The following is a 24,126-nucleotide window of genomic DNA, read 5'->3' as shown; positions in this document are numbered from 1 at the left end:
TCAATCCTGCCCGGGTGAATCGAGCGTGGCCATCGTGGTCAGGACGGCGGACACGGTCGGGTGGGCGAGGTCGGCGACGATCCGCCCGTCGACCAGGAACAGCACCCGGTCGGCGTAGGCGGCGGCCGTCGGGTCGTGGGTGACCATGACGATGCTCTGCCCGAACTCGTCGACGGACCGGCGCAGGAAGCGCAGGATCTCGGCGCTCGCGCGGGAGTCGAGGTTGCCGGTCGGCTCGTCGGCGAAGATGATCGCGGGTCGGCTGACCAGTGCCCGGGCACACGCCACCCGTTGCTGCTGACCGCCGGACAACTCATTCGGGCGATGGGTCAACCGGTCTCGGATGCCGAGGGTGTCGACGACGGTGTCGAACCAGGCGAGGTCGAGCCGGGCGCCGGCGATGTCGACGGGCAGGGTGATGTTCTCGCGGGCGGTCAGGGTGGGCACCAGGTTGTAGGCCTGGAAGACGAAGCCGAGCCGATCGCGTCGCAGCTGGGTCAGATCCCGGTCGCCGAGGCCACCCAGGTCCACTCCGTCGACGATGACCCGGCCGGACGTCGGCACATCGAGGGCTGCCATGCAGTGCATCAGGGTGGACTTGCCCGACCCGGACGGTCCCATGATCGCGGTGAGCTCGCCTCGAGTGAACCTGACCGTCACGTCGTCCAGCGCCGTCACCAGGGCTGATCCGGTGCCGTAGACCTTGCTCAATCCGATGGCCTCGGCCACGACGGACGGCGCCGCGCCGTCAGCGGGGGCCTCGGCGTTGACGGTGACAGGGGGGACGGCGGCGCGAAGGGTAGCGGTCTCGGGTCGGGTGTGTCCGAGCATGGGAGAGCCTTCCTGCGGGGTAGTGGACCTTGGGGCGCTGCCGGCTCTGGTCATCGAGCCCGGGTCTGGGGCAGCACGGTCTCGGTCATCACCTGGTTGAACAGTTCGGGTTGCTGGAACAGGGCTCGGTGGCCGGCGTCCGGGAACGTGATGAGCTGCTTGGTGGGAGCCCTCAACACCCGGAACCACTCGGCGGCCGGTTCGGCCCGGGCGCGGGTCTCACGGCCTCCCTGCACCAGGTACACCGGGATGGCCAACGTGGTGACCTGGGTCCGGAAGTCGACTTCCTGCAACTGCGGGTACAAGAACGAGAACACGTTCAGCGTCCCGCCCAGCACATGCACCTTCTCGAGCAGGTTGTACTCGGGGTAGATGATGTTGCCGGAGACCCCGTATGCGCTCTCGGCCAAGCGGCTGTCGTCGTAGGGGTACACCTCTTGCTCGTTGCCCAGCGCCGGTTCGTACTTCAACGCGTCGGCGTATGGGGGCGGCCCGTTGCGGGTGAGTTGTTGTACCAGTGAGGAATTGCCGGTCCGCTGCGCCCAGGCCAGGGTGTCCTGGTAGTAGATCCGGTCCGTCGCCAACGGATCGACCATCTGGCCGGAGCCGACGAATGCCGCGAACAACTCGGGGTGCTGTTGGGCGGCGAGCACCCCGAGGAGCGACCCCCAAGAGTTGCCGACCAGGTAGATCTTGTCCTGGTGGAACCGCGCACGGAGGTAGTTGGTGACCACGATCGCGTCGTCGATCGCCCCGGCCAGGGTCAAGGTGGACGTCGGGTCGAGGGAGTCGAAGGACTTCCCGGCGCCACGCTGGTCATAGCTGGCGACGGTGAAGGTCTTCTCCAACCCCTCGCCGTTGCGGCGCAGACCGCCGAGGTCACTGCCACCCGGGCCACCTGCCAGGTACAACAGCACCGGGTTCGTCACGCTGTTGCCGCGGATCATGATGCCCAGCTTGCTGCCGTTGACCTCGATCCGACTCAGCTCGGACACGCTGCCCACCAACGCTTTGCCGTCCGTTCCGAGGATCGGGGCCGTGGTCGCGGGGCGGGCCAGACCCACGGTGAGGGCCACGACGCCGGCCGCCACCACCACCGTGACGGTGCGTCGGCCCCAGCGGGCGATCCCGGCCCCGAGACGGTGCGGGGTACTGTCGCCGTTCACCCACCGGGCACGTCCGGCGCCGAGCGCAGCGCCGAGCGCCATCGGCATGAGGACCAACATCACGTCGAGGCCACGGCCCGAGGCGAACGCCAGGACGCCGTAGGTGCCGCCCAGGTGGATCCCGTCCACCAGCGGCCCACTGGTGCCGAGGCGAGTGAGTTCGAACAGCGCGGCAAACCCGATGGGGGCGAGGAGTATTGCCCACCGAGTGGCGGCCAGGAAACCCGCGGCGATGCCTACCAGCAGACTCACCGCGATCGCCGTCAGGGCCTGCCCGGTGGTCTCGGCCCCCCGCGGGGTCGACCAGCCGGTCAGGACGGCATCCAGGGCCACCAGAACGATGGCTACGGCGAATGCGGCTCGGCGGCTCCGCCACATCGGTGATCGATCACCCTCGCGCCGACCGCGCAGGCCGGAATCGCCAGGGCCGTGGACCACGGGATGTGAGATGTCGACGCGCTTGTCTGTGCTGCTCAATGGAACTCCCCCTCGGACTGCGACCGGAAATGCCTCGGTCACTGCAGGGGCTGGGCAGCACGGCTCTGAACGGCCGGATGAGTTCGAGCATACGTGGCCACGCGTGATCCGCCACTCCATGGTCGATCGCACACGGCACCGGTGCCGAACCCCGCGTAGGCTGCATGACACAGGCTCACCGGTGACTCATCCAGAGCCTGCACTGCCCAGTCCCCGCAGTGAGCGCCGACTCGCGGTCGTCAGACTGCCGATCAGTGGGGACACATGCAGGGCACTACTCCAGCTGGGAAGAGCCGTCGGGGCGCCGCGCGTGCCCTGGCGCTCCGGGTGCTGTTGCCGTCGAGCGCCCTCATCGGCGCGACGTGGGCGCTGCGGCGGTGGTCACTCCATTTCGGCGCCGTCGACGACGAGGCCACCACGGCCCTGCCCGGGGACGTCCTGATCCTCCACCCGAGCCTGCAGTCCACGCGAGCCATCACCATTGCTGCCGACCCTCACGGCATCTGGCCTTGGGTGGTGCAGCTCGGCCAGAGCCGGGGTGGTTTCTACAGCTATTCCCTCCTGGAGAATCTCTTCGGCGCCGACATCCACAATGCCGATGAGATCGTCTCGGAATGGCAGCACCTCGCCGTCGGCGACGAGATTCAGCTCGCGCCGGGAATGGCCTTGGGCGTCGTCCAGGTGGATCCCGACCACGCTCTGGTGCTGCGCGGCGGCGTCCCGGCCGGTGGCGCGGCGTCACCCTTCGAGTTCACCTGGGCTTTCGTGATTCGCGAAACTGTTTCCGGGACAAGCCGCCTCGTCGTCCGCGAGCGGTACGGGTACACGCGTCGATGGGCCGCGCTGATGGTCGAGCCGACTGAGATGGTGAGCTTCCTGATGAGCCAGCGGATGCTTCGCGGCATCAGGGACCGTGCCGAACGCTCGCCCGAGAGAACGTCATGACGACACCCTCGCTCCAGCCGGTTCACCTCGAAGCGGAGCTCGAACCGCACCTGTCCCGGTGGCTGTGGTCGGTGAAGTGGGTGTTGGCGATTCCGCACTACGTGGTACTGGCCTGCCTGTGGGTCGCCTTCAGCGTGACGTCGGTGATGGCCTTCTTCGCCATCGTCGTCACCGGCCGATACCCGCTGGCGCTCTTCACGTTCAACGTGGGCGTGCTGCGCTGGACATGGCGGGTGAGCTACTACGCCTACGGCGCGCTGGGCACCGATCGGTACCCACCGTTCAGCCTGCACGACGTGCCGGACTATCCGGCCCACCTCTCGGTCGACCACCCCCAACGCCTCTCTCGTGGGCTCGTGCTGGTCAAGTGGTGGCTGTTGGCCCTGCCGCACTACCTCATCGTCGCCATCCTGGTGGGCGGGGGGGGTGTGGAGCGCCAGATGGGCCGCCGGTCCGGGCACCTGGGCGATGCAGAACGGCGCGGGGTTGATCGGGCTGCTCGTCCTCGCCGCTGCCGTGACCCTCACCGTGACGGGGACCTATCCGAGGCTCCTCTTCGACGTGATCCTGGGGCTGGATCGATGGACGGTGCGGGTTGCCGCCTATGCGGCGCTCATGACCGACACCTATCCGCCCTTTCGGCTCGACATCGGCGGCCAGGACCCCGCCGACCCGGCCCTCGCGGCCCTCGCGGCCCATCGAACACCTCACCTGGGGACGACATGACCATGACCGTTCTGGATCAGGACGCAGTGACACCGACCATCGCCACCGAGGTGGAGTACAAGTTCGAGGTGCCGGCTGACTTCACGATCCCGGACCTGTCGACCATCATCCCCGGATCGCGTCTGGGAGCCGCTCAGCTGCGGCTGCTCGACGCGGTCTACCTCGACACCACGGAGCTGACCCTGCTCCGGCTCGGGATCACGCTGCGCAGGCGCATCGGCGGGCACGATGCGGGATGGCACCTGAAACTCCCTCGAGCGCACGGGGAGCGAGTCGAGATACGCATGCCTTTGAGTGACTCGGCCTACACCAGCGAGCTACGCGCGCCAGCCGGTCTCGCGCGACGGGTGAACGCCTACGTGCAGGGGGCTTCGTTGCGACCCGTGGCGCGGCTGCGGACCCACCGCGTCGCCTACCCGCTCCTGGGCGGCGGCGGGATCGTCCTGGCCGAGTTCACCGTGGACGACGTCCTGGCCACCGTGCTGCTGAAGGCCGCCACCCTGCCCATCTCGACGACGTGGTCAGAGCTCGAGGTCGAGCTCGTCGAGGGTGACCGTCCGCTCCTCGAGGCGATCCGTGGGCTGCTGCTGACCTCGGGTGCACGCGCGGCTCGGACGGCGTCCAAGCTCGAGCGGGCGCTCAGTCGAGAGCTCTGAGGGCGTGCACCGCCGACGGGCATGTCGCGAGGCGGAAGGGCCTCAGGTCTGGTCAGCGCAGGTCGGGCGAGGCGATGGGCAGCAGAACCTCGTTGCGGCGCAGGAACCACGGCTTCCATGGTGGGTCGTACCTGGCCCACTGTGCCGGGCCGGTGACGTCGAGGCCGGCCGCCTGCGTCGCCCGGTGAAGTGCCTGGGCGTGCTCGTCATAACTGTCCTGGGTCCAGCGCCCGGAGTACCGCACGGCAGCCATGAACTGCTCCGGGACGGCGCGCAGGGTGACGCTCGGATCCTTGGGCGCCGGAAGGGTCCGCAATGACTCGCCCGCCGGCATCACGAAACTCACGATCGACTCGTCCGAATGGTGCGTCGCCTGCTGCAGAACCGGTGCGGTCATGGCGATCGACCGTCCAGCGGCCACGGCCCGCTGCAACACCGGCGCGGTCATCGCGACCGGGCGTGCGGACGTGTTGGCGCCACCGATGTAGCCGGCGAGCGTGCCGAATGCCCGATTGCCCGCCTTGTCAGCCGGCCCGGGGACGACGACCTCGGCCACCACGTGCGCCTCGTAGCGCCGGATCTCGAGGTCCGGGCGCTGCGCCAGGACGGTGTATCTCTGGGTTTCGGTCACGTCCCACTGTAGGCAGGTCCTGTCTCTTCCGCGCATCTCGAGGGAATTTGGAGTCATTCACATGGTCGACACTCTCGGTGGGCACCGTCACGTCGGTGCCCACGTCATCGCCTCGGAGCGCCTCGGTTCGCTGCGCCGCTGGAATCTCGGGCTCGCACTGCTGCACCTCAGCCAGGCGGTCGCCGTCCTCGCGTTGGGCGGATCGTTCGCCATCGCCGTTACCTCGTCGGTCCCGGTCGGCCCGCCCGGGTCGATTGCCGTTGCGCCAGAGCGGTTGTTCGACGTGCAGATCGCCTGGGCCGTTGCCATCTTCCTGACCTTGGCAGCCGTCGATCACCTGCTGACGGCTACCTGGTCTCGGCGACGGTACGAGAGTGATCTGGGCAAGGGGATCAATCGATTCCGATGGGTCGAGTACTCGTTCAGCGCGACGCTGATGGTGATCCTGATCGGCTTCTACTCGGGTATGACGAGCATCAACGTCGTCATCGCCGTCGCCGGCGCCAACGTGGCCATGATCTTCTTCGGCTGGCTGCAGGAACTCATGAACTCCCCACAGCGGACGTCCACCACGATGCTGCCGTTCTGGTTCGGCACCATCGTCGGTCTCGCGCCGTGGGTATCGATCGTCTACAACGTGGCCGCCGCCGACACCGTCCCCGGCTTCGTCTACGGAATCGTCCTGACCCAAGCCCTGCTCTTCTTCAGCTTCGGACTGAACCAGTGGTTCCAGTACCGCAGGATCGGTCGATGGTCCGACTACGTTTACGGGGAGAGGACCTATCTGGTCCTCAGCCTCGTCGCCAAGTCGTTGCTGGCCTGGCAGATCTTCGCCGGCTCACTCGTCGGCAGCTCCTGACCACCCTGCTCGTGCCGTCGAACATCACGATGCGGGGGATCATCGAGTCCTTGTGTCTCAGGCGGCACGGGTCAACGGAATGGGCCGGCTGCCGTCGCGCGTCACCACATGCACCCCGAGCAACCGCCAGCTGCCCTGGGTGGAGCGGACGGCAGCCGCCCATTGTTCGTCGTCCGGGGTCACCGAGTGGCCGCCGCGCCGGGCGATCGCGACCACGTAGGACCCGTTCTCGCCCAGGTGATGTGTCATGCCGACCACGCTGGCCATCAACTCCTCGCGGCCGGCCAGGTCGGTCGGCGCCTCGAGCAGATCGATGGCGATGGGTTGCACCAGTCGGGCCTGCTCGTCGCAGAGCAACACGTACAGGGCGCCGTCTCGGCGGGACTGCTCGGACACCACCAGGTCGAGGACGTCGGCCAGCAGACGCTGGTCGGTCAGGGGTAGTTCGGGCCAGTTGTCGGGGAGATCGTCGAAACTCATGCGCTGAATGATGGCCCGCGAATCCCTGCCCCGATCAGTTGTCCACAGGCCAATCTCTCTCGTCGTGGTCGAAGCGGATGCGTTCCCGTTCCAGCAACACCCGTCAGTGTCGGAATCGGGCAACGATGTCGTGCAGGTCACTGGACATCCGGGCGAGCGACTCGGTGGCGGTTCGGGCTTGGTGCGCGCCCTCAGCGGTGGACAGGCTGGCGTGGGACACGCCGGCCACCGCGTGGGCGATCTGCCCGGTCCGCTCCGAGGCCGCGATGACGCTGCGCGTGATCTCGGCGGTGGTGGCCGTCTGTTCCTCGACGGCGGCGGCGATGGTGCCCTGGAAGGTCCCGAGTTGTCCGATCACCTCGGTGATCTCACCGATCGCCGCAACCGCACTGATCGTGTCGGCCTGGATGGCCTCGATGCGATGAGCAATGTCCTCGGTAGCGCGCGCGGTGGTCTGGGCGAGGTCCTTGACCTCGGTGGCAACCACGGCGAATCCCTTACCGGCGTCGCCGGCTCGAGCGGCTTCGATGGTGGCGTTCAAGGCGAGCAGGTTGGTCTGTTCGGCCACCGACGTGATCATCTTGATCACGTTGCCGATCTCCTCGGAGGACTCACCGAGCTTGCTGATGGTCGCGTTCGCCGACCCCGCCAATTCACGAGCCTGTTCGCCCAACCGTGCTGCATCACTGGCAGTTTGGGAGATCTCATTGATCGCCGAGGACATCTGATCCGTACCGGAGGCCATGGCCTGGACATCGCCCGAGACTCTGTCGGCGGCTTCGGTCGCCGTCCGGGCGGCGGCAGAGGTGTCAGCAGCGGACGTGTCGATCTGCCCGGTGCTCGCTGCCAACTCCTCAGCGGCGCCGGCCAGCGCCGCCGCGGAGGCGGCCAACTCGTGCACCGTCTGCTGCGTCGTGGCCGTGGCGGTGTCGAAAGCCCTTGCGGTTTGGGCTATTTCGTCGCAACCCTGCAGGTTGGCGCGTTGGGTGAGATCACCCTGTGCCACGGCGGCGAACACATCGCGCATCCGCCGCAGCGGAGTGACCATGTGCCTGATCACGAGCAGGGCCAGCACGAGGGCAAGGGCCGCGCTGACCGCGCTGACCGTCCACAAGATCCACCGTGCCGTGAGGTACGTCCGTTCATTGGCTGCCACTTGGGCGGCAGTCTGCTGCGCCAGCGACGTGGTCAGCATGTCCAGACGCTGTTGAATGGTCACAGCTGCGGGTTTGACGTAGGTGTCGCGCATCTGCAGGTACTGCGTTCGCTGGCCGGCCCGGGCCGCCTCGAGAATCTTGCCCGCCACCAGAGACCGGTACGTGGTCCATGCGGCGGTCAGATCCTGGACCGCAGCGCGCTGCTCTGGGGTGAGGGGCTGCGCCTCGCAGTCGCGAAGGGCTCCGTCCATGGCCTGAAGGTCGGCCAGGAACGCCTTGTGCTCAGGGCCGTCATCGCTCTGACCGATCCACTCGTCGGCCAGCGCGTCCACCCGGGTCTGCAGGTAGGCACGCCTGACCTGATCCAGAGCCCTCATCGGAGCGACCGCTCGGGTGTCCATGGCGCGGGCGCTGTCGCGCAACTGCCCCAAGTGGATCATCGAGGTCGTGGCGATCACCAGCATCCCGAGACAGGCGGTCAAGACGGCCCCCAGGACCTTCACCGCGACCGACCGGTCTCGCCACACCGCAGCCAGCCCGCGTGCCGTGCCGGTCTGGCGCGTCGATCCGGAGTCCCTGTTGCCCACGGCCCCACGCTCCTCAGACGAGACATTCTTCGGCCCACTCAGGTGCTCGGCACCTGAATGGGCGCGCTTGAGGCACGAGCGACGTCACCACCGGGTGGGGTTCGGTTCCCGACGTCGTGGCGCGCAATCGGTCAAACATGTCCAACGGCAGTGACCACAGGGGTGCTGGCCAAGAGGAAGCCAGTTCTCGGAATCCGACACGATGTCGTGCCGACGTGTCAGTACCGTGTGCGCAGTCAGGGAGCAACTCGGGGGCCGAGACCAGAGGAGCAGGTGCGTGGTAAACCCGATTCCCGAGGACCTCGACGCACTTCTCGACCGCGGCAACACGCTGCTGGCCGAGGGCGCTGCCGAGGCCGCTGTGGCTGTGTTCGACGAGGCGGTGGCCCTGTGCCGCGTGCTGGTCGAGGAGACGATCCTTCCCGGGGTCGCCCTGGTGCGGGCGATCGGCCGGCACGCGATGGCCCTCAGCGCCAGCGGTGAGAGTGCCGAGGCGGTCAAGGTCGCGCGCGAGGGGTCCGAGCTGACCGGGCAGCTCTACGGCCGTGAGTCCGACTTCACCACCGTCGACATGGTGCTCGTGGAGGTCAACTTCGCCCGGCTGCTCGCGGCGGACGGCCAGGGCGACGAGGCCCTGAGGTACGCCTACTACGCGCTGCAGAACCTGAACGACCTGACGCCGACGGATCCTGCCCGCTACCTCGCCTGGCGTGCCGCCCTGTTGCGCGACGTGGCCGAGGTCTCGCCCGAGGCGGACGAGCCGGACCTGGCCGAGGTCGACGTCCGCCGAGACCTGGTCGAGACCTGCCGCGCGTTGCTCGACCTTCACCCCGAGGACGCCGACGCGCGCGGCGAGCTGGCCGACGCCCTGCTGCTGCTGGCCAGGACCGCGGACGGCGACGTCGCCCAGGCCCGAGAAGCGGTGACGTTGCGGCTCGCGGACCCGCACGGGACGGACGGCGCGAACGCGCTCGCCCGGGCGCTCGCCCTGCTCGCCGAACTGCTCGGCGACGAGGGCCGCGACGACGAGGCCGACGAACTGATCACCGAGGCCGCCACGCACCTCGACGAGCCCTGGCGCAGTGGTCTGCCGGTACTGGTGCTGGTCTGGCAGTGGGTCTCGGCGCCCACCTTCCGAGCCGAGCAGGACGTGGTGGAGTACCACGACGTCCTGCTCGAACCGGCGTCGGACGGAATGGTCGATGCCGCACTGGAGGAGCTGGCGCAGTCCGAGGCGAACCGGCTGCGGGCACTACGGGCGGCGTCCCGCGAGGTGGGGGTTGCCGAGGCCTATGCGCGCCGCGCCGCGGATCCCCTCGGATTCCTCGTCACGTTCGCCTGAAACGCCATGGCCGACAACGATTCCGACGACCCGGCGGACCTGATGAGCCGAGCCGAGGACCACCGGCTCATGGGTGACGCCGTGCTCGCCTGCGACCTCGCCTCGCAGGCGCTTCAATCGATCATCACCCGCGGGGAGCATGCCCGGATCCCGGCGGCGGCAGCCCTGCTCGGTCACGCCCAGGGCCTCGTCGGGCAGGTGGCCGAGGCGGAGCGTTCCTTTCTGACGGCGGGCGAGTTCGCTCGCGGGTTGGCGCGCGCCGACGTGCACCTGACCGGGCGGCCGGCGGCACGCTGGGGGTGGTTTCTGCGCACGACCTATCGGTGGCAGGACGCCGACGAGCTGCTGAAGCGCAGCTCAGCCCGGTGTACCGAGGCGGGTGATCAGGTGGGCGCTGCGCTGGCCCAGGTCGAGATTGCCGCGCTCGAGCTGGACAAGAAGCTCGCCGGGGCGACCGTGCTGCACGTGAACCGGGTGCTGGACGTGCTGGACGGCGAGGGCCTGGTCGCCGACGCGGCGCAGGCTCGACTGCTGCTCTGTCGCGCCCTGAGCGCTCGGGGACGGCACGACGAGGCCGGCGCCACCTTGGAGGGCGTGTTCGACGTCTGCCATGACCAGGGCTTGCTGCTGACCCGGATCGAGGCGCTCACCGCTCGGTCGGCACGCCGGCTCACCGTGCATGACGACACCCGTGCCGCCGAGGACGACGCCCGAGCGGCCCTCGAACTCGCCGAACCTCGGCAGCTGGCCTGGCATCGGATCACGGCGCTGTTCGCCCTGGCCGCGGTGGACGACGTGAGCCGGGAGCATGCCGGGGAAACCCCTCGGCCGCAGGGGATCCCGGCGAGTGAGGCGTCGTTCTTCGGGCAGGCGGCGCGGCTGAGGTCGTCCCTGGAGAATCAGGTCTTCGACCTGCACCCGTTGCGCACCGTGGAGAAGCGCACCGACGCCTGAGGCGTCGGCACGTCTGCCGACGATCAGGTCTGGCAGGCTGAGTCCATGTGGACCGCCGACGACGACCTCGCGCTGCGCGAGAGCGCCATCGAGTGGCTACGGCAACGCACCAACGACGGCCTCGACGCCATCGACAGCGAGGAGATCTCCGAGTTCACCTTCCGCGGGGAGCCCTTTCGGCTGATGGACGCGCAGCGGGGAATCCGCAAACCGGCCGTCCTCGCGTCGGCGCTGTCGATTCGCACCACGTTCCGCCCGGCGGGAGCACCTCGCCCGTACGACGATGTCGTGGGGATCGACGGACTGGTGCGCTACAAGTGGCGTGGTGACGACCCGCAACACGCCGAGAACCGGGCACTGCGCGCAGCGATGCGCGCCAGCGTCCCTCTGATCTGGTTCTGGGGGGTCGGCGTGGCCCTCTACAAGCCCATCTTTCCGATCTACCTGATCGCCGAGGAACCCAGCGCCCAACAATTCGTCGTGGCGACCGATGGCCTGCAGCATCTGGGAGCCACCGGGTCGGCCGTGGAAGAGGTGATGCGCCGATACCTTCATCGCGAGACCAGGCAGCGTCTGCACCAACCCGTGTTCCGCAGCATGGTGATGCGCGCCTACAACACTCGGTGCTGTGTCTGCGAACTCGGGCACAGTGTGCTCCTCGACGCTGCACACATCGTCGAGGACGGACATGAGGCGGGCATTGCAGCAGTTCGCAACGGACTGTCCTTGTGCAAGATCCACCATGCCGCCTACGACGCCGGCATCCTCGGGCTCACCCCGGACTACCGCGTGGAGATTCGCGACGACGTGCTCGCCGAGATCGACGGGCCGCTGCTCGAGCATGGCTTGAAAGCATTGCATCATCAGCACTTACGCGTGATCCCCAGGTCACGAGCCGAACGCCCCGATCGCGATCTGCTGGCGATCCGCCATGATCGATTCCTCGCAGGCTGACCTCCCCACGGATCGTCGCGTCGGCGGGATGCGACCCTCCAGTCCCCGCGCGATGGCCCGTGAGCGTCGCTATGCGGAGGCTCTCAGGGACTCGAGGGCGGCCAGGACGAGGTCGAGGCCGAAGATGAACTCCTCTGCCGGGTTGTAGTCGGCAGCGAGCAGCGCCGCGGCGGCCTCGTTGAGGTAGGGGAACGCGTCCGGAGGAAGCTGGGGCAGGTAGACGTCCTCGGCCATGTCCGCGAACTCAGCGGGGGTGTCGAACGGCAGGCTGGCTTCCTGCAGGGCGAACCCGTAGAGGTAGCTGTCGAGCAACCAGTTGGCGTGCGTCGCCATCACGACCGAGAAGCCCGCCCTGCGAAGGCAGGCGGTGACCGCTTCGCGGTGGCGCAGGTTCGCGGGCCCCGGAGATGTCCGCGACTCCATCAGGCCGATCGCCCACGGGTGGCGTGCGAGAACCTGCCGGGCAGATATCGACCGGCTTCGCATCGCCGACTGCCAGTCGGTCTCCTCGGGCGGGAGCTCGATCTCCTCGAACACGACGTCGATCATGGCGTCCAGCAACTCGTCCTTGCTCGCCACGTAGTGGTAGAGCGACATCGCGCCCGCGCCGAGCTCGACAGCCAGCCGGCGCATGCTCAGCCCGGCGACCCCCTCGCGGTCGGCGAGCCGAACCGCCTCGACCACCACCCGCTGCTTGCTCAGCCCCGCGTCCGGCGCGACCTGGCGTTGTCCCCTCACAGACAGGAGTCTCCTCGCTCCCTCGATCGACTTGACACTCGTACAGCGTACGCCCATAGTACAGCGTACGACGTACGGTGTACGAATCAGCGAGGGTCCCCTCGGACGTGAGGAGCTTCAGTGGGAACCGAACAGCGATCGAACGCCGGAGCACGCCTGGTACCGGGGGCGAGTCCGGCCAGGGCGGCGACGATGCGGGCCGCCGTCCAGCACCGCTACGGCCCGCCCTCGGTGCTCGAGTCGTCCGAGGTCGACCGGCCGCTGCCCGGACGAGGCGAGGTGCTCGTCCAGGTGGGCGCGGCCTCGATTCATCCCGGCGACTTCTTCATCATGACCGGTCAGCCGTACCTGGTGCGCCTGGCGTTCGGGCTCCGCCGACCGCGCCACGGCATCCCCGGCATGGACCTCGCCGGCGTGGTGACAGCGGTCGGAGAGGATGTCACCGCTCTCCGCCCCGGCGACGAGGTGTTCGGCTGGAGCACCGCAGGAGCGCTCGCGGAGTACGCCTGCGTCCCGGCGGACCACCTCGTGTCCGTGCCGGCCAACCTGTCGGTCGCGGAGGCGGCAGCGGTGCCCACGTCGGCCATGACGGCGTTGCAGGCCTTGCGCGACATCGCGAACGTTCGACCGGGCCAGACGGTGCTGGTCACGGGTGCGTCGGGCGGAGTGGGCTCCTTCGCCGTCCAGATCGCCAAGACGTTCGGCGCCGAGGTGACGGGGGTGTGCAGCACTCGCAACGTCGACCTGGTCCGCTCGCTCGGTGCCGCCCACGTCGTCGACTACACGAGGACGGACTTCACCCAGACCGGGAAGCGCTACGACGTCATCCTCGACAACGTGGAGGCCCAGCCCCTGGCGGATGTCCGCCGAGCGCTGACGCCCACCGGCACCCTCATCCCCAACAGCGGACGCGGCGGCCGCTGGCTCGGGCCCATCGGTCGGATCGTCACAGCGCGCGTGCTGTCCGGGTTCACCCGACAGCGGCTGAAGCCGTTCCTGTCGGTCGGCAAGCGCTCGGACCTGCTCGCCCTGGCCGACCTGCTCGCGACCGAGCAGGTCAGGCCGGTCATCGACCGTACTTACCCCCTCCACGAGGCAGCAGACGCCCTGCGCCACGTCGGGGCCGGGCACACCCGAGGGAAAGTCATCGTCACCGTCTGACGACCGGACCGCTCCCCTCAGAGGAAGCGACGACTACCCGCACGAACACACCCACCTGCTCGAGAACCCGCCCCTGCGCGTGACATGAGGAGTAACGACGTGAGAACCCGTGAGGCCGTGAACAAGCGCGTGGGCACCGTCCCTCAATCGGTCGTCCCCTCGAGGACAGACCTCGACCAACCTGTGGACCGTCGTCCGTTGCTGCGTGGCGCCGGCATCACCGGCATCAGCGGAAGCCTGCTGATGCTGGCAGCGTTCGTGGTCGTCGGCACGCTCGGCCTGCCGAACCCCTCGAGCGCGGAGAGTCTGCAGCGTTTCCCCGACATCCAGCAGGCGCGGGTCGTCGAGAACCTGCTCTACCTCGCGGCTGTCGTGTTCTGGGCTGTTCAGCACGACCTGCTCCACCGGCTGCTGAGCTCCACCGGGCCGGTGCTGACCAGCGCCGCTCGGACCGTCGGCCACCTCGCCGTCGCCGCACTCGCGGCCTCGGCGCTGCTCCATCTGTCGACCGCGCCGATGTCGCAGGCCTACCAGCAGGCCGGCGAAGCCGACCGGGACGGTGTTGTCCAGGCCTGGACCGCTGCGCAGGCCGTGATGGATGCGCTGCTGATCACGGGTGCGCTGCTGCTACCGGTCACGGTCGTCCTGTTCGGGGTCGCGTCGCGCCGTCTCCTGGGGCCTGTCCTGGGCTGGAGCGCTGTCGCCCTGGGCGCCGCGGGTGTTGTCGGCGCCACCCTCGCCGCTGCCAACGGGCCGTCCGTGCTCGTCGCCGTCAGCGTCCTCGGCGCGCTGGTCTTCCATCTGGCTGTGGGCGTCCGCTGCATTCGGCTGTCCCGCGGCTGAAAGGGCGCTGGACGACGTCAGCACCTCGACGCTGCCCTCCGCCGACATCGGCCCCGAACCTGCTCGACAACCCGCCATCCGAACGAAGCGAAGGAGTAACGACGTGAGAACCCCTGGAGCAGAACTCACCGCGACCGAGGACCGGCCGGTCCCGGACCGGGTGTCCACGACGCGAATCGTCGGCGGGGCCGCGGTTGCCTATGCCGTGTCGGTGGGCGTTCAGATCGCAGCATTGACTGGAGCGCCCACCTACAGCGACCCTCTCGGTGAGGTCCTCGCCTACCACGCCGCGAACCGGGCCGCCGTGGCCGTCACCGTGGGGATGGAGGCATTGAACCTGCCCCTGCTCCTGCTCTTCGTCACGGGACTGCACGGCCTCGTGCAGCGCCGCGGCGGCGCAGGGGCGGACTGGTCGCGGCTCGCAGTGGCAGCTGGAGCGACGCTCTCAGCGGTCTATGTCCTCGCCATGAGCACACACGTCGCGGTCGTACTCGCCGCGGACGGCCTGGCCCAGCCAACCCCTGCCTTCGAGCTGATGTGGCAGTTCCACGCCTCGGCCTACGCGTTCTCACTCCCCGCCCTCGGGACGACCTTGATCGGCGCTGCGCTGGCCACCCACGCCAGCGGGCTGACGTGGCCGTGGCAGCGACTGCTCGGCGTGGCGGGTGGCAGCTTGCTCATCTCGGCCGGCGTCGGAAACCTCGCCATCGCGGACGGCTCGCCGCTGCTGTTCGTCGGGGTTGCGGGCTGGGCCGCGTGGCTCGTCTGGCTCGTGGTCACCGGCCTACGGCTCATTCGTGGGCGGGGCTGAGGTCAGCAGCTCCCGTCCGGACACTGTCGCGGGCTCGGCGGACGGCGCGTGCGCCGGCATCGACTGGGCGTCCGCAGATGCTCGGGGCGTCGATGTCGGTCGAGGTCAGCCGTTCGAGAACCGGCCAGCAGTCCGGCTTCCGGATCAGCCGGTCTCACCGTGCCAGCCGACGGCGAGCCTGCCCGCCCGCGTCGTAGCCCCGACAACGCCGACCCGACCGCAGCCAACACCCGCCTACCCAGCGATCTGACCTGTGCAAACGAGGACTGTGCCCCCTGTAGGCAGTCTGCACCAGGTAGGAAGTCGGCTAAGCGTGAGGCGCTACAGATTCTGTAACGCTACGCGTGACGAGACGGCTAACTACAGTGCACGCACGCTGCGCTTCGTGCTTGCATCGAACGTGTGACCTATAGATCCACCGATGAGATTTATAGGATCAGGCCACGAACCTATAGATTGAGGTTCCACATCTATAGGAAGGACATCCGTGGACTGCCAAGCGTTCGAGAGCTCTCCCGTCGGCAGCCTGCGACGGATCACCGGTCACGATGCGTACCTTCGCAAGGACTACGACCACTTCGCGTTCGTTCCGAACGAGCTACCTGCGAGCCTCCCGTTGGAGCCACTCTCATACAAGATGGCCAGTGAGGCGGAGCGAGAGGTAGGACGGCTCGACGCGAGCACCAAGCGCCTTCCCAACCCCAAACTGCTCGTGCGCCCTGCTCTCATCCGTGAGGCCGTCAGCACCAGCGCCCTCGAGGGCACCTACGCCCCCCTGATCGAGGTTCTGGAAGCCGACTACCTCGAAGCGACCCAACGCCGGAGCGAAGTTCGAGAGATCCTCAACTGGATCGAGGCCGCAGAGCGTGGCATCGAGCTGATCGCGCACAAGCCCCTGTGCGTAACGATGTTCAACGAGCTCCAGCAGATACTCGTTCACGGGACCCACGGCGACGGCGCAGATGCCGGACAGCTCAGGAACGGCCAGGTCTTCATCGGGCAACGTCACGACGGCATCGAGAGGTCCAGATATGTCCCCCCACCCGCCGGGGAGCTGCTCATCGCCGGCGTGGACGCTTGGGAGCGCTGGATCAACGAAGATCACCACTTCCCGCTCGTGGTGAAGCTCGCACTCACTCATTACCAGTTCGAGACCCTGCACCCGTACCACGACGGCAACGGGCGGCTCGGGCGGCTCATCGCCGTTCTGCAGCTGATCACCGCAAAGGCGATCGAGTACCCCCTCCTGAACCTCTCGCCTTGGCTCGAGCCACGGAAGGAGCGGTACAAGGACCTGATGCTCCAAGTCAGCATGACCGGCGACTTCGACCCCTGGGTTCAGTTCTTCGCGGAAGCCGTGCGAGCGTCAGCGCTGGAAGCGGTGAGCCGTGTCGATCGCCTGATCGACTTCCGCACACACGTTCTGGATCAACTCAAGTCGGACAGGGCGCGAGGCGTCGTCCTGGACGTAGTCGACGACTTGATCAGCTATCCACTTGTGAGCATCAGTCAGGTGGCAGCCAAGAATGGAGTCACGTATCCGCCGGCAGCGGGCGCCATCGAGCGCCTGACCAGGCTGGGTTTCCTCGAGGAGATCACCGGCCGGTCCTACGGCAGGGTGTTCGCCTGCCACCAGGTCATGCAAATCGTTAACGAGCCTGCCTCGTGACACAGCTGGTGGCCACTTCGCGTCGGTTCCGGTGGGTCTTTGATCTTCTGCGGAGGGAGAGGGACTCCGCGGACTCGCTCGTGCCTCGGGAGTTCGCTCCCCGTCATCCAGCGCCCTCCGCCTGCGCCAGCGGTGCAAGCGCCGACGGCGCTCAGCGGAGGGCGAGGGATTCGAACCCCCGAGCACGGATGGTTACGCGCTGGCGGTTTTCAAGGCACTCACTCGAACGGGCGTTGACCTGCAGTGATGCCAGTCCGAGGCGATCACGGACCACGGGTGGACCACGGGTGGCTGTGGACGGTCGGGCTCGGTCGGTGACGGCTGGACGTCGATGCCCACGGGGCAGCTGCCCGCGCCTTCGAGGATACGTCGGCCTCATCTCCATCCGGGGTGCTCAGTGGTCGGCAAACGGTGATCTCCTCCAGCCACGAGATCTGTTGCTACTCATCGACCCTCACGCAGTCGGTCCGGGTCAGGGTCTGTTCGAGCTTCGGTGTAACTGGCCTGATGGGTGGACCAGTGTGTCTGCCGGGAAGGTCCGATGATGACCGAGATGATCCAGGACGTGACTGACCTGGGACGAACGATCGACAAGACCCTCAGCAAGCCTGGCGAGGCCGAACGGGCGGCGATCCGGGAGATGGTGAAGTCGGCCACGGATCGTGGTCTGGCGTGGACCGGGCCGGATGGCTTGTTGAAGATCATGACGAAGACGGTGCTGGAGACCGCGCTCGATGAGGAGATGACGGCGCACCTGGGTTATGAGAAACATGCCGTCGAGGGCCGTGACGGCGGGAATTCCCGCGACGGTCGGCGGGTCAAGACGGTGCTCACCGACAATGTCGGTCCGGTCGAGATCGAGGTCCCGCGGGACCGGGCGGGCAGTTTCGAACCGGTGATCGTCGCGAAACGGCAGCGGCGCCTGGGGTGATGTCGACGCGGTCGTGTTGTCGCTGTATTCGCGGGGGTTGACCACCGGTGAGATCAGCGCGCATTTCGCGGAGGTCTACGGCGCCAGTATCGCCAAGAGTGTCGTCTCGACGATCACCGAGCGGGTCATCGAGGAGATGACCGAGTGGTCGAGTCGGCCACTGGCCTCCACTACGTGGCGGTGTTCGTGGACGCGATCGTGCGCCACGAGGCGCTGTGTTACCGAGTGGAGGTGGAAGACCTGCACCGCCTGGCCGTCGCAGCGGCTGGGTTGAAGCTGGAGGCAGCCTGATCCGGGGGACGCCGGTGAGGGTGGGAAGCAGCCTCGACAACGACGGGACGTGTCAGCACTGCCAGATGGCGCGGGTCCGGCTAGCGAGATGAGAGGGCGTACGAACAGGAACCAGCGTTGACGTCTCGTAAGCGACGAACCGGCTCGAATCTGGTGGATGTGGGCCGGGGTGCAGCGCACGACCGACCAGTGCGGTAGTGGTTGGTTGACTTCGGGTTCGGCTGATTGCGTCGGGTCCGGAGGCCACGGTGAAGGCCTGCGGCGTAGTCGTGGCGATGCTGTCGGGATAGCAGCTGGGCGCCAGACTCGTCGATCGGTACGCAGTGAACGTGGGAACCATTGGTGATCGCCCGGCTGCCGCGCGGCCAGCGTGGTGGTGGGCAGGTCCGTCGTCGGCTGATGGTCACCGGTGGGGCGGAGGTCTCGTAGTAGTCGGCGGCCGGGAGAGCCGGTCACAGGGCGAAGGAGACCAGTGAGTCGGCAGGGAGGAGATTGGAATGCCAGGAGGGGCATCGGTGAACATCGGTGCGCCGGATCAGGTGTGGCCGTCCTTCGGTCAGGCCCGAGCCCGGGTACTGGGGATCCAGACCAAACTGCACCAGTGGGCGAGGAGTGATGCTCATCGCCGGTTTGATGACCTGTTCAACCTCGTGGCCGATCCCGCGTTCTTGATCGTGGCGTGGGATCGGGTGCGGGGCAACTCAGGAGCCCGGTCGGCGGGCGTGGACGGCCAGACGGCCTACTACGTCGAGACCGAACGGGGCACGACCGCGTTCCTCACCGAGGTGCGGGACGCGTTGCGGGCGGGCACGTTCCGTCCGTTGCCGGTCAAGGAGCGGATGATCCCGAAGCCAGGCACGCGTCAGCGGCGCCGGTTGGGGATCCCGACGGTGACCGACAGGGTCGTGCAGGCTTCCTTGAAGCTGGTGTTGGAGCCGATCTTCGAGGCGGACTTCGCTCCGTGCTCGTATGGGTTCCGCCCTGGCAGGCGTGCGCACGACGCGGTCGCCGAGGTGCGCCACTTCACGTCCAACCCACGCAACTACGAGTGGGTGGTGGAGGGCGACATCACGGCGTGCTTCGACGAGATCTCTCACCCGGCGCTGATGGAGCGGGTGCGGGACCGGATCGCGGACAAGCGGGTGCTGGCGCTGGTCAAGGCATTCCTGAAGGCGGGCATCCTCAGCCGGGACACCGGGCTGCGCCGAACGGACACCGGCACCCCGCAAGGCGGGATCCTCTCCCCGCTGTTGTCCAACATCGCCCTGAGCGTGCTCGATGAGCACTTCGGCGCCCAGTGGCGCGGTTGGAGCCGATGGCAACGCGAGCAGCGCCGCAAGAAGGGACTCGGGACGTGGAGGTTCGTCCGGTACGCCGACGACTTCGTGATCCTGGTCCACGGCGATCGTTCGCACGCCGAGGCCCTGCGCGAGCAGGCAGCAGCGGTCTTGGCGCCGATGGGACTGCGCCTGTCGCAGGCCAAGACGTTGATCACGCATATCGACGAGGACTGGACTTCCTGGGCTGGCGCATCCAACGCCACCGCCGCAAGGAGACACCCGGCGGTTCGTCTACAACTACCCGTCGAAGAAGGCACTAGCCTCGATCACGGGCAAGGTCAAGACGATCTGTCGGCAGGACCTGAACCTGGACCTGGCCATCGTGCTGCACCAACTGAACTCGGTGCTGCGCGGCTGGACCACCTACTTCCGGCCCGGCGTGTCGTTCCAGACGTTCCGGTATCTGCGCGCTTCATCTGGCGCCAGATCATCCACCGGCTGCGTCGGCGACACCGTCGGATCACCTGGAAGGAACTACGCCGCCGCTACTGCGACCGGCGCTGGTGGCCGAGACAAGGCGAGGTGATCCTGTTCAACCCCACCGACGCGGGCACCACCCGCTACCGGTACCGGGTCGCAGATCCCCTCGCCCTGGCCAACCGCAGCCTGAGCACCCCCCGAACCCACGGGGACCCGCGGAGAGCCGGATGCGGTGAGAGTCGCACGTCCGGTTCGGGAGGCGGGCCGCAGAAACGGACCGAGTCGTAAGACCGGCACCGCGCTGCGGCCCGACCTCACCACGTGAAGGTCCGTGACGGGCAGGTCGCCAACCGGCCCTTCTACGCCGCGATCGGGGTGGACCTGCGCGGCCGTCGGGATGTCCTGGGCCTGTGGGCCGGCACGCCCGGGCACGGGGAGTCGGCGAAGTTCTGGCTGGGCATCCTGACCGAGCTGAAGAACCGGGGCGTGGTCGACATCTTCTACCTGGTCTGTGACGGCCTGAAAGGCATGCCCGACTCGGTGGGGGTCGTCTTCCCCGACACGGTCGTGCAGACCTGCATCATCCATTTGATCCGGAACACGTTCAAGTACGCCTCCAAACGGTACTGGGGTGAACTGGCCAAGGACGTCAAGGACATCTACACCGCCCCGAATGCGAAAGCAGCGTGGGCGGCGTTCAACTCCTGGAGGAGAAATGGGGAAAGACATACCCCGCGATCCCGAAATTGTGGCGCAACGCGTGGGAACAATTCATTCCGTTTCTCGACTACGACATCGAGATCCGTCGGGTGTTGTGTTCCACGAACGCGATCGAGTCGCTGAATGCCCGCTACCGGCGGGCCGTGGATCTCAGGGGTCATTTCCCCAGCGAGAACGCTGCCCTGAAGACCCTGTACCTGACCACCCGCAGCCTGGACCCCAAGGGCACCGGACAACAGCGCTGGATGACCCGCTGGAAGCCCGTCCTGAACGTCCTGGCGATCGTCTTCGCCGACCGCATGCCCACCGCTAACCTCTAGATCAACAACCGCCGGTTACACCGTTGCCCGCACAGTCTCCAGGGTCACCTTGGCCCCGTAGGGGGTCACTCTCCGGTTCGTGCGATGTTGGCCGGACCCGGGCGTGGCAGGGTCCCCGTCCGTCGGCTGATCCCTGGCCAGTACCGTTGATCACTAGCCGGGGGCGGTCGTGGGTTGGGGTGCAGCCCGGGTCGGACGGTTGCTGGTAGATGAGTGTTCTGCGGTCTGGCGTGTTGAGCAGCGCCGGTGGGGGGAGCTTGAGGTGCATCGTCGGTGGGTCGGCGTCGGTGTCGGCGTGCTCGCGCTCGTGTCTCTGGTTGCAGGGCTTCTCTGGTGGCTGCACCCGTGGGACGGGTCTTCATCCTCGGCGGCAGCGGCTTCGCCGGGTGCGTCGGGGTTCGCTTCCGCCAGTGGGGTGCCATCGCGGTCTGCGGGACCGTCGCTGGCGCCGCCGACGGCCGAGCAGGTGACAGCTCTCTTGGCAAGTCTGACCAGCGGAGAGGCGGCCCAGGTCAGTACCGCCGTTTGGATGGGCAATGGGCAGCCGGTGCCGGCGTCGGCGGTGGCAGGGTTCAAGTCGCTGGCGCCGTTGAAGGCACAGGGCACTGTCGAGAAGGCGAGCGACGGATCGGGGGTGGCGACGGTGCCAATCACGACTGCGGCCGGGGCGAAGTGGACCGTTGTGCTCGCTCCAGTCGACGGCAGATGGCTGATCGTCGACACTTGGGCCGGGTGATGGCGGTGCTGCTCACCGTCGCCCGCTGTCAAGGCACTGCTGGGTCCCGCGGTGTTCAGGGCGGCCGCCGCGGCCGCCGGCTGTCCACTCTTGCGGCCACCTGCGTCGTCGGCGTGGCTGTGGGCTTGCTGGCCGTCACGGCGACCGCCAACGCGGCTCAGCCGCCGCCACCTACACAAGCCGTCTCAATAGCTGGCGCTCGCGAGGCCGTGGCGGCCGGGTCGGAATCCTGCCCTGGCCGCTCCCAGATACAACAGAAGGTCTCCGCGGCCGACCTGGCGCCCGTCGCTGGGCAGGTGCTGCGCCCGGTCGTCCTCGTGCACGGATGGGATGCGGCCAAGGACTCGATGGAGCCGCTCGCGGCATTCATCGACGAGATTACGCCGAAGAGAGGCGTGCAGGGCTACAAGACCTTCCTGTTCAACTACGGGGAGAACTCCGCGCGCTGGGCGGCCCGGCCCGAGATCGCGGCGTGTCTGGCGGCGTATCTGCGGGAGGTGTCGGCGGCTTATAGGGCTGCCGGCGGAAAGGACGGGATGGTCCTGGGTGTCGGCCACTCGATGGGTGGCCTGGCGCTGCGGTTTGCCGCCAGCGGGCAGTACGCCACCAACCCGGCTGACAAGGTCCTGGGGGGCATCGTCACGATCGACACCCCACACACGGGCGCGCCCTGGGGTGGGACGCTCTGGGCGCAACTGCCCCAAGTGCTCAACCACGGCTTCCAGGGCATGTTGCCGTTCCCGCCCGGCTCCGATGGCGGGTATTGCCTCGCCCCGCACCAGGGCGACAAGGGCATGCAACCCGGCTGCGCGGTGCCGCCGTGGCTGCCCAAGAACGCCTGGGTCGGGCAGGTCGTCGGCGATATCGTGATTCACCGCCAACTGTTCGGCTTCGAACTCGAGACCCGCGACACCAGCAGCGACGGGATCGTCTCGATCGCGTCCTCGGGTGGCTACTCGTCCAGCGGGCCGGGAAAGTTCCCAGGCGCCGCGAAGGTCGAGACCCGGCAGATCACCTGCGACCTCGTCACCGGAAAGGCCAAGACGGGCCTGGGGGGCCTGATCGCCTCGTACGGTTCGGCGTGGTGGGCCGCACTGCAGGACAACGCCGCGAACCTGTGGACAATGCTGCCGGGCAACAAAGCACTCGACCTAGCTGCCGGTATCAATTTCGGCAGCGAGTGCGGCCACACGAGCATGCAGAACCCGGACAAGAACCTGCTGTCAGCCGCAGCAATCGTCGCCCTCCTCAACCACCAACGCGACGCCATGCCCGACGCGCGGGCGCTCCTGGACAAGGTCGCCTACCAGACCTACACGAACCCCCGATTCAGCTTTTCGCTGCAGTTGCCCAAGTCGATGCAAGCCGGTGACCCCCCGGCCAACGGGGACGGGCTCACCTTCACTGACGTCGCGGGCGCCACAGTGACGATCAGCGGGATGAACAACGTGCTCGGCAGCACGCCCTCAAACGAGCGGCAGCTTGCACTGAACACCACGTTCGCCGGAGCGTTGGTCACTTTGGACGTCATCCACTCCAACGCGCTGACGTTGTCCGGCCGTCGAGGCGGCAAGATTATCTACTTGCATACGGTGGTGGGGGCAGGACACCTAGTCACGCTGACCTGGACTTACCCGGCCACCCAGAAGGTCATGTGGGACCAAGCGGTATCCCGCTCGGTGTCAACCCTATCGACAAAAGCGCTGGACCAACCGCGCTAATACAACAGTCCGATTGCGCGATCTGCCCGTGGTGAGGGCCTGTACTGCGACGCTGCGCTGTCTCGTGCCTGCCGGCACCACTCCGACGGCGGCTCAAAGCAGCTCGATGGCCCCAAAGTCAGCCCACGACTGCGCCGCATCAACGCACTCGAGGGGCACCGGTTGGTTGCCCGCCTGGCACCACGTCCATCCGCGGTGGTCCATCTGCAGTTGGTCTACAAACCAGCAGTTCCGCGGAGTGCCCGAGATTCGCCCAAGCACGAATGGTTAGGCGCCCAGGCCGCGACCTTGGCCAGCTGCCCCTCCGTCGGAGCGCTGCTTGCTGACACCGAAGATGTATCCGAACACCCCAGTTATAGCTGGGAAGACCGAAGAGAAGATTGAGATCTGAGCAAGATCTTTAATCGATGACAGCCATGCCTGCCGTGTTGCAGCTACGCCAGCCAGTCGCTCTGCGGCGGAAGCCTCCGAGCCAAGAACTGTAAGAATCTGCTGATCCGTCGGATAGGTCCGCCACGCGTAGACCGAAATTAGTGCCACGAGTACTGCGACCAGCAGAAGCAGCCACTTGAAGATCCGGAAGCCGATCCACGGCAACTGCATCATGGGGTCCTTCGCCAACGATTTGGACAGCGACCCTGAACCAAGAATTGCGGCAAT

The 24,126-nt window shown here is 67.5% G+C and carries 20 protein-coding genes and 3 pseudogenes; 16 read left to right on the top strand and 7 right to left on the bottom strand.

Annotation, left to right across the window (positions count from 1 at the left end):
- On the bottom strand, positions 1–831 hold the full coding sequence (locus IPK24_06230; protein ID MBK8075159.1) for an ABC transporter ATP-binding protein: 831 nt from the start codon (positions 829–831) through the stop codon (positions 1–3).
- Positions 832–881: 50 nt separating this feature from the next.
- Entirely contained in the window at positions 882–2,474 is a 1,593-nt protein-coding gene (locus IPK24_06225) for an alpha/beta hydrolase (protein ID MBK8075158.1), read from the bottom strand.
- 315 nt (positions 2,475–2,789) lie between these two features.
- Here IPK24_06225 and IPK24_06220 point away from each other — a divergent pair, with 315 nt between their 5' ends.
- The 3 genes and pseudogenes from IPK24_06220 to IPK24_06210 all read left to right on the top strand — a co-directional run bounded on the left by IPK24_06220 (position 2,790) and on the right by IPK24_06210 (position 4,801).
- The gene (locus IPK24_06220) at positions 2,790–3,419 is read left to right on the top strand and encodes an SRPBCC family protein (GenBank protein MBK8075157.1); all 630 of its coding nucleotides are present in this window, start codon (positions 2,790–2,792) and stop codon (positions 3,417–3,419) included.
- A pseudogene (locus tag IPK24_06215) lies at positions 3,416–4,145 on the top strand (DUF4389 domain-containing protein). Before IPK24_06220 ends, IPK24_06215 begins: the two are co-directional and overlap by 4 nt.
- Before the next feature lie 2 nt (positions 4,146–4,147).
- Positions 4,148–4,801: a CYTH domain-containing protein gene (locus tag IPK24_06210; GenBank protein ID MBK8075156.1), complete on the top strand. Its 654-nt coding sequence runs from the start codon at positions 4,148–4,150 to the stop codon at positions 4,799–4,801.
- A 52-nt stretch (positions 4,802–4,853) separates the two neighbouring features.
- Here IPK24_06210 and IPK24_06205 read toward each other — a convergent pair whose 3' ends face one another.
- Positions 4,854–5,432, bottom strand: coding sequence for a heme-binding protein (locus IPK24_06205; GenBank protein MBK8075155.1), 579 nt, complete (start codon positions 5,430–5,432; stop codon positions 4,854–4,856).
- Positions 5,433–5,493: 61 nt separating this feature from the next.
- Here IPK24_06205 and heR point away from each other — a divergent pair, with 61 nt between their 5' ends.
- Entirely contained in the window at positions 5,494–6,291 is a 798-nt protein-coding gene (heR, locus tag IPK24_06200; protein MBK8075154.1) for a heliorhodopsin HeR, read from the top strand.
- Positions 6,292–6,348: 57 nt separating this feature from the next.
- Here heR and IPK24_06195 read toward each other — a convergent pair whose 3' ends face one another.
- The gene (locus IPK24_06195; GenBank protein ID MBK8075153.1) at positions 6,349–6,771 is read right to left on the bottom strand and encodes a hypothetical protein; all 423 of its coding nucleotides are present in this window, start codon (positions 6,769–6,771) and stop codon (positions 6,349–6,351) included.
- Between the two features lie 103 nt (positions 6,772–6,874).
- Positions 6,875–8,515, bottom strand: coding sequence for a methyl-accepting chemotaxis protein (locus tag IPK24_06190; protein MBK8075152.1), 1,641 nt, complete (start codon positions 8,513–8,515; stop codon positions 6,875–6,877).
- Between the two features lie 277 nt (positions 8,516–8,792).
- Between IPK24_06190 and IPK24_06185 the strand changes: the two genes are divergently transcribed.
- The 3 genes from IPK24_06185 to IPK24_06175 are packed head-to-tail and all read left to right on the top strand — an operon-like array spanning position 8,793 to position 11,765.
- Positions 8,793–9,857: a hypothetical protein gene (locus IPK24_06185; protein MBK8075151.1), complete on the top strand. Its 1,065-nt coding sequence runs from the start codon at positions 8,793–8,795 to the stop codon at positions 9,855–9,857.
- Positions 9,858–9,863: 6 nt separating this feature from the next.
- A complete protein-coding gene (locus IPK24_06180; GenBank protein MBK8075150.1) occupies positions 9,864–10,811 on the top strand; it encodes a hypothetical protein in 948 nt (315 codons plus the stop codon).
- Positions 10,812–10,856: 45 nt separating this feature from the next.
- Positions 10,857–11,765: an HNH endonuclease gene (locus tag IPK24_06175; GenBank protein MBK8075149.1), complete on the top strand. Its 909-nt coding sequence runs from the start codon at positions 10,857–10,859 to the stop codon at positions 11,763–11,765.
- 69 nt (positions 11,766–11,834) lie between these two features.
- On the opposite strand, the gene IPK24_06170 is transcribed toward IPK24_06175, so the two are convergent.
- Complete coding sequence (locus IPK24_06170; GenBank protein MBK8075148.1) at positions 11,835–12,509, bottom strand: TetR/AcrR family transcriptional regulator C-terminal domain-containing protein; 675 nt, start codon at positions 12,507–12,509, stop codon at positions 11,835–11,837.
- Between the two features lie 186 nt (positions 12,510–12,695).
- Between IPK24_06170 and IPK24_06165 the strand changes: the two genes are divergently transcribed.
- From IPK24_06165 to IPK24_06125, 9 genes and pseudogenes are all read left to right on the top strand, one after another.
- A complete protein-coding gene (locus tag IPK24_06165) occupies positions 12,696–13,664 on the top strand; it encodes an NAD(P)-dependent alcohol dehydrogenase (protein MBK8075147.1) in 969 nt (322 codons plus the stop codon).
- Positions 13,665–13,763: 99 nt separating this feature from the next.
- Positions 13,764–14,507: a hypothetical protein gene (locus tag IPK24_06160; protein ID MBK8075146.1), complete on the top strand. Its 744-nt coding sequence runs from the start codon at positions 13,764–13,766 to the stop codon at positions 14,505–14,507.
- Positions 14,508–14,682: 175 nt separating this feature from the next.
- Positions 14,683–15,318: a hypothetical protein gene (locus IPK24_06155; protein MBK8075145.1), complete on the top strand. Its 636-nt coding sequence runs from the start codon at positions 14,683–14,685 to the stop codon at positions 15,316–15,318.
- A 487-nt stretch (positions 15,319–15,805) separates the two neighbouring features.
- Positions 15,806–16,987 (top strand): Fic family protein, encoded by a 1,182-nt coding sequence (locus IPK24_06150; GenBank protein MBK8075144.1) that lies wholly within the window; start codon positions 15,806–15,808, stop codon positions 16,985–16,987.
- Positions 16,988–17,540: 553 nt separating this feature from the next.
- Positions 17,541–17,918 carry a transposase gene (locus IPK24_06145; protein MBK8075143.1) on the top strand — a complete coding sequence of 126 codons (378 nt, stop codon included), beginning with the start codon at positions 17,541–17,543 and terminating at the stop codon, positions 17,916–17,918.
- A 13-nt stretch (positions 17,919–17,931) separates the two neighbouring features.
- Positions 17,932–18,192 carry a transposase gene (locus tag IPK24_06140; protein ID MBK8075142.1) on the top strand — a complete coding sequence of 87 codons (261 nt, stop codon included), beginning with the start codon at positions 17,932–17,934 and terminating at the stop codon, positions 18,190–18,192.
- A gap of 514 nt (positions 18,193–18,706) precedes the next feature.
- Positions 18,707–20,159: pseudogene (gene ltrA, locus IPK24_06135) on the top strand (group II intron reverse transcriptase/maturase).
- 131 nt (positions 20,160–20,290) lie between these two features.
- Positions 20,291–21,009: pseudogene (locus tag IPK24_06130) on the top strand (IS256 family transposase).
- 732 nt (positions 21,010–21,741) lie between these two features.
- Positions 21,742–23,466 (top strand): hypothetical protein, encoded by a 1,725-nt coding sequence (locus IPK24_06125; GenBank protein ID MBK8075141.1) that lies wholly within the window; start codon positions 21,742–21,744, stop codon positions 23,464–23,466.
- Between the two features lie 267 nt (positions 23,467–23,733).
- On the opposite strand, the gene IPK24_06120 is transcribed toward IPK24_06125, so the two are convergent.
- Entirely contained in the window at positions 23,734–24,072 is a 339-nt protein-coding gene (locus IPK24_06120; GenBank protein ID MBK8075140.1) for a hypothetical protein, read from the bottom strand.
- Positions 24,073–24,126 lie beyond the last annotated feature (54 nt).

This window comes from Kineosporiaceae bacterium, assembly GCA_016713225.1.
GTDB lineage: Bacteria > Actinomycetota > Actinomycetes > Actinomycetales > Kineosporiaceae > JADJPO01.
Note: the sequence above shows the minus strand (reverse complement) of the source record. Positions and strands in the feature narration are given on the sequence as shown.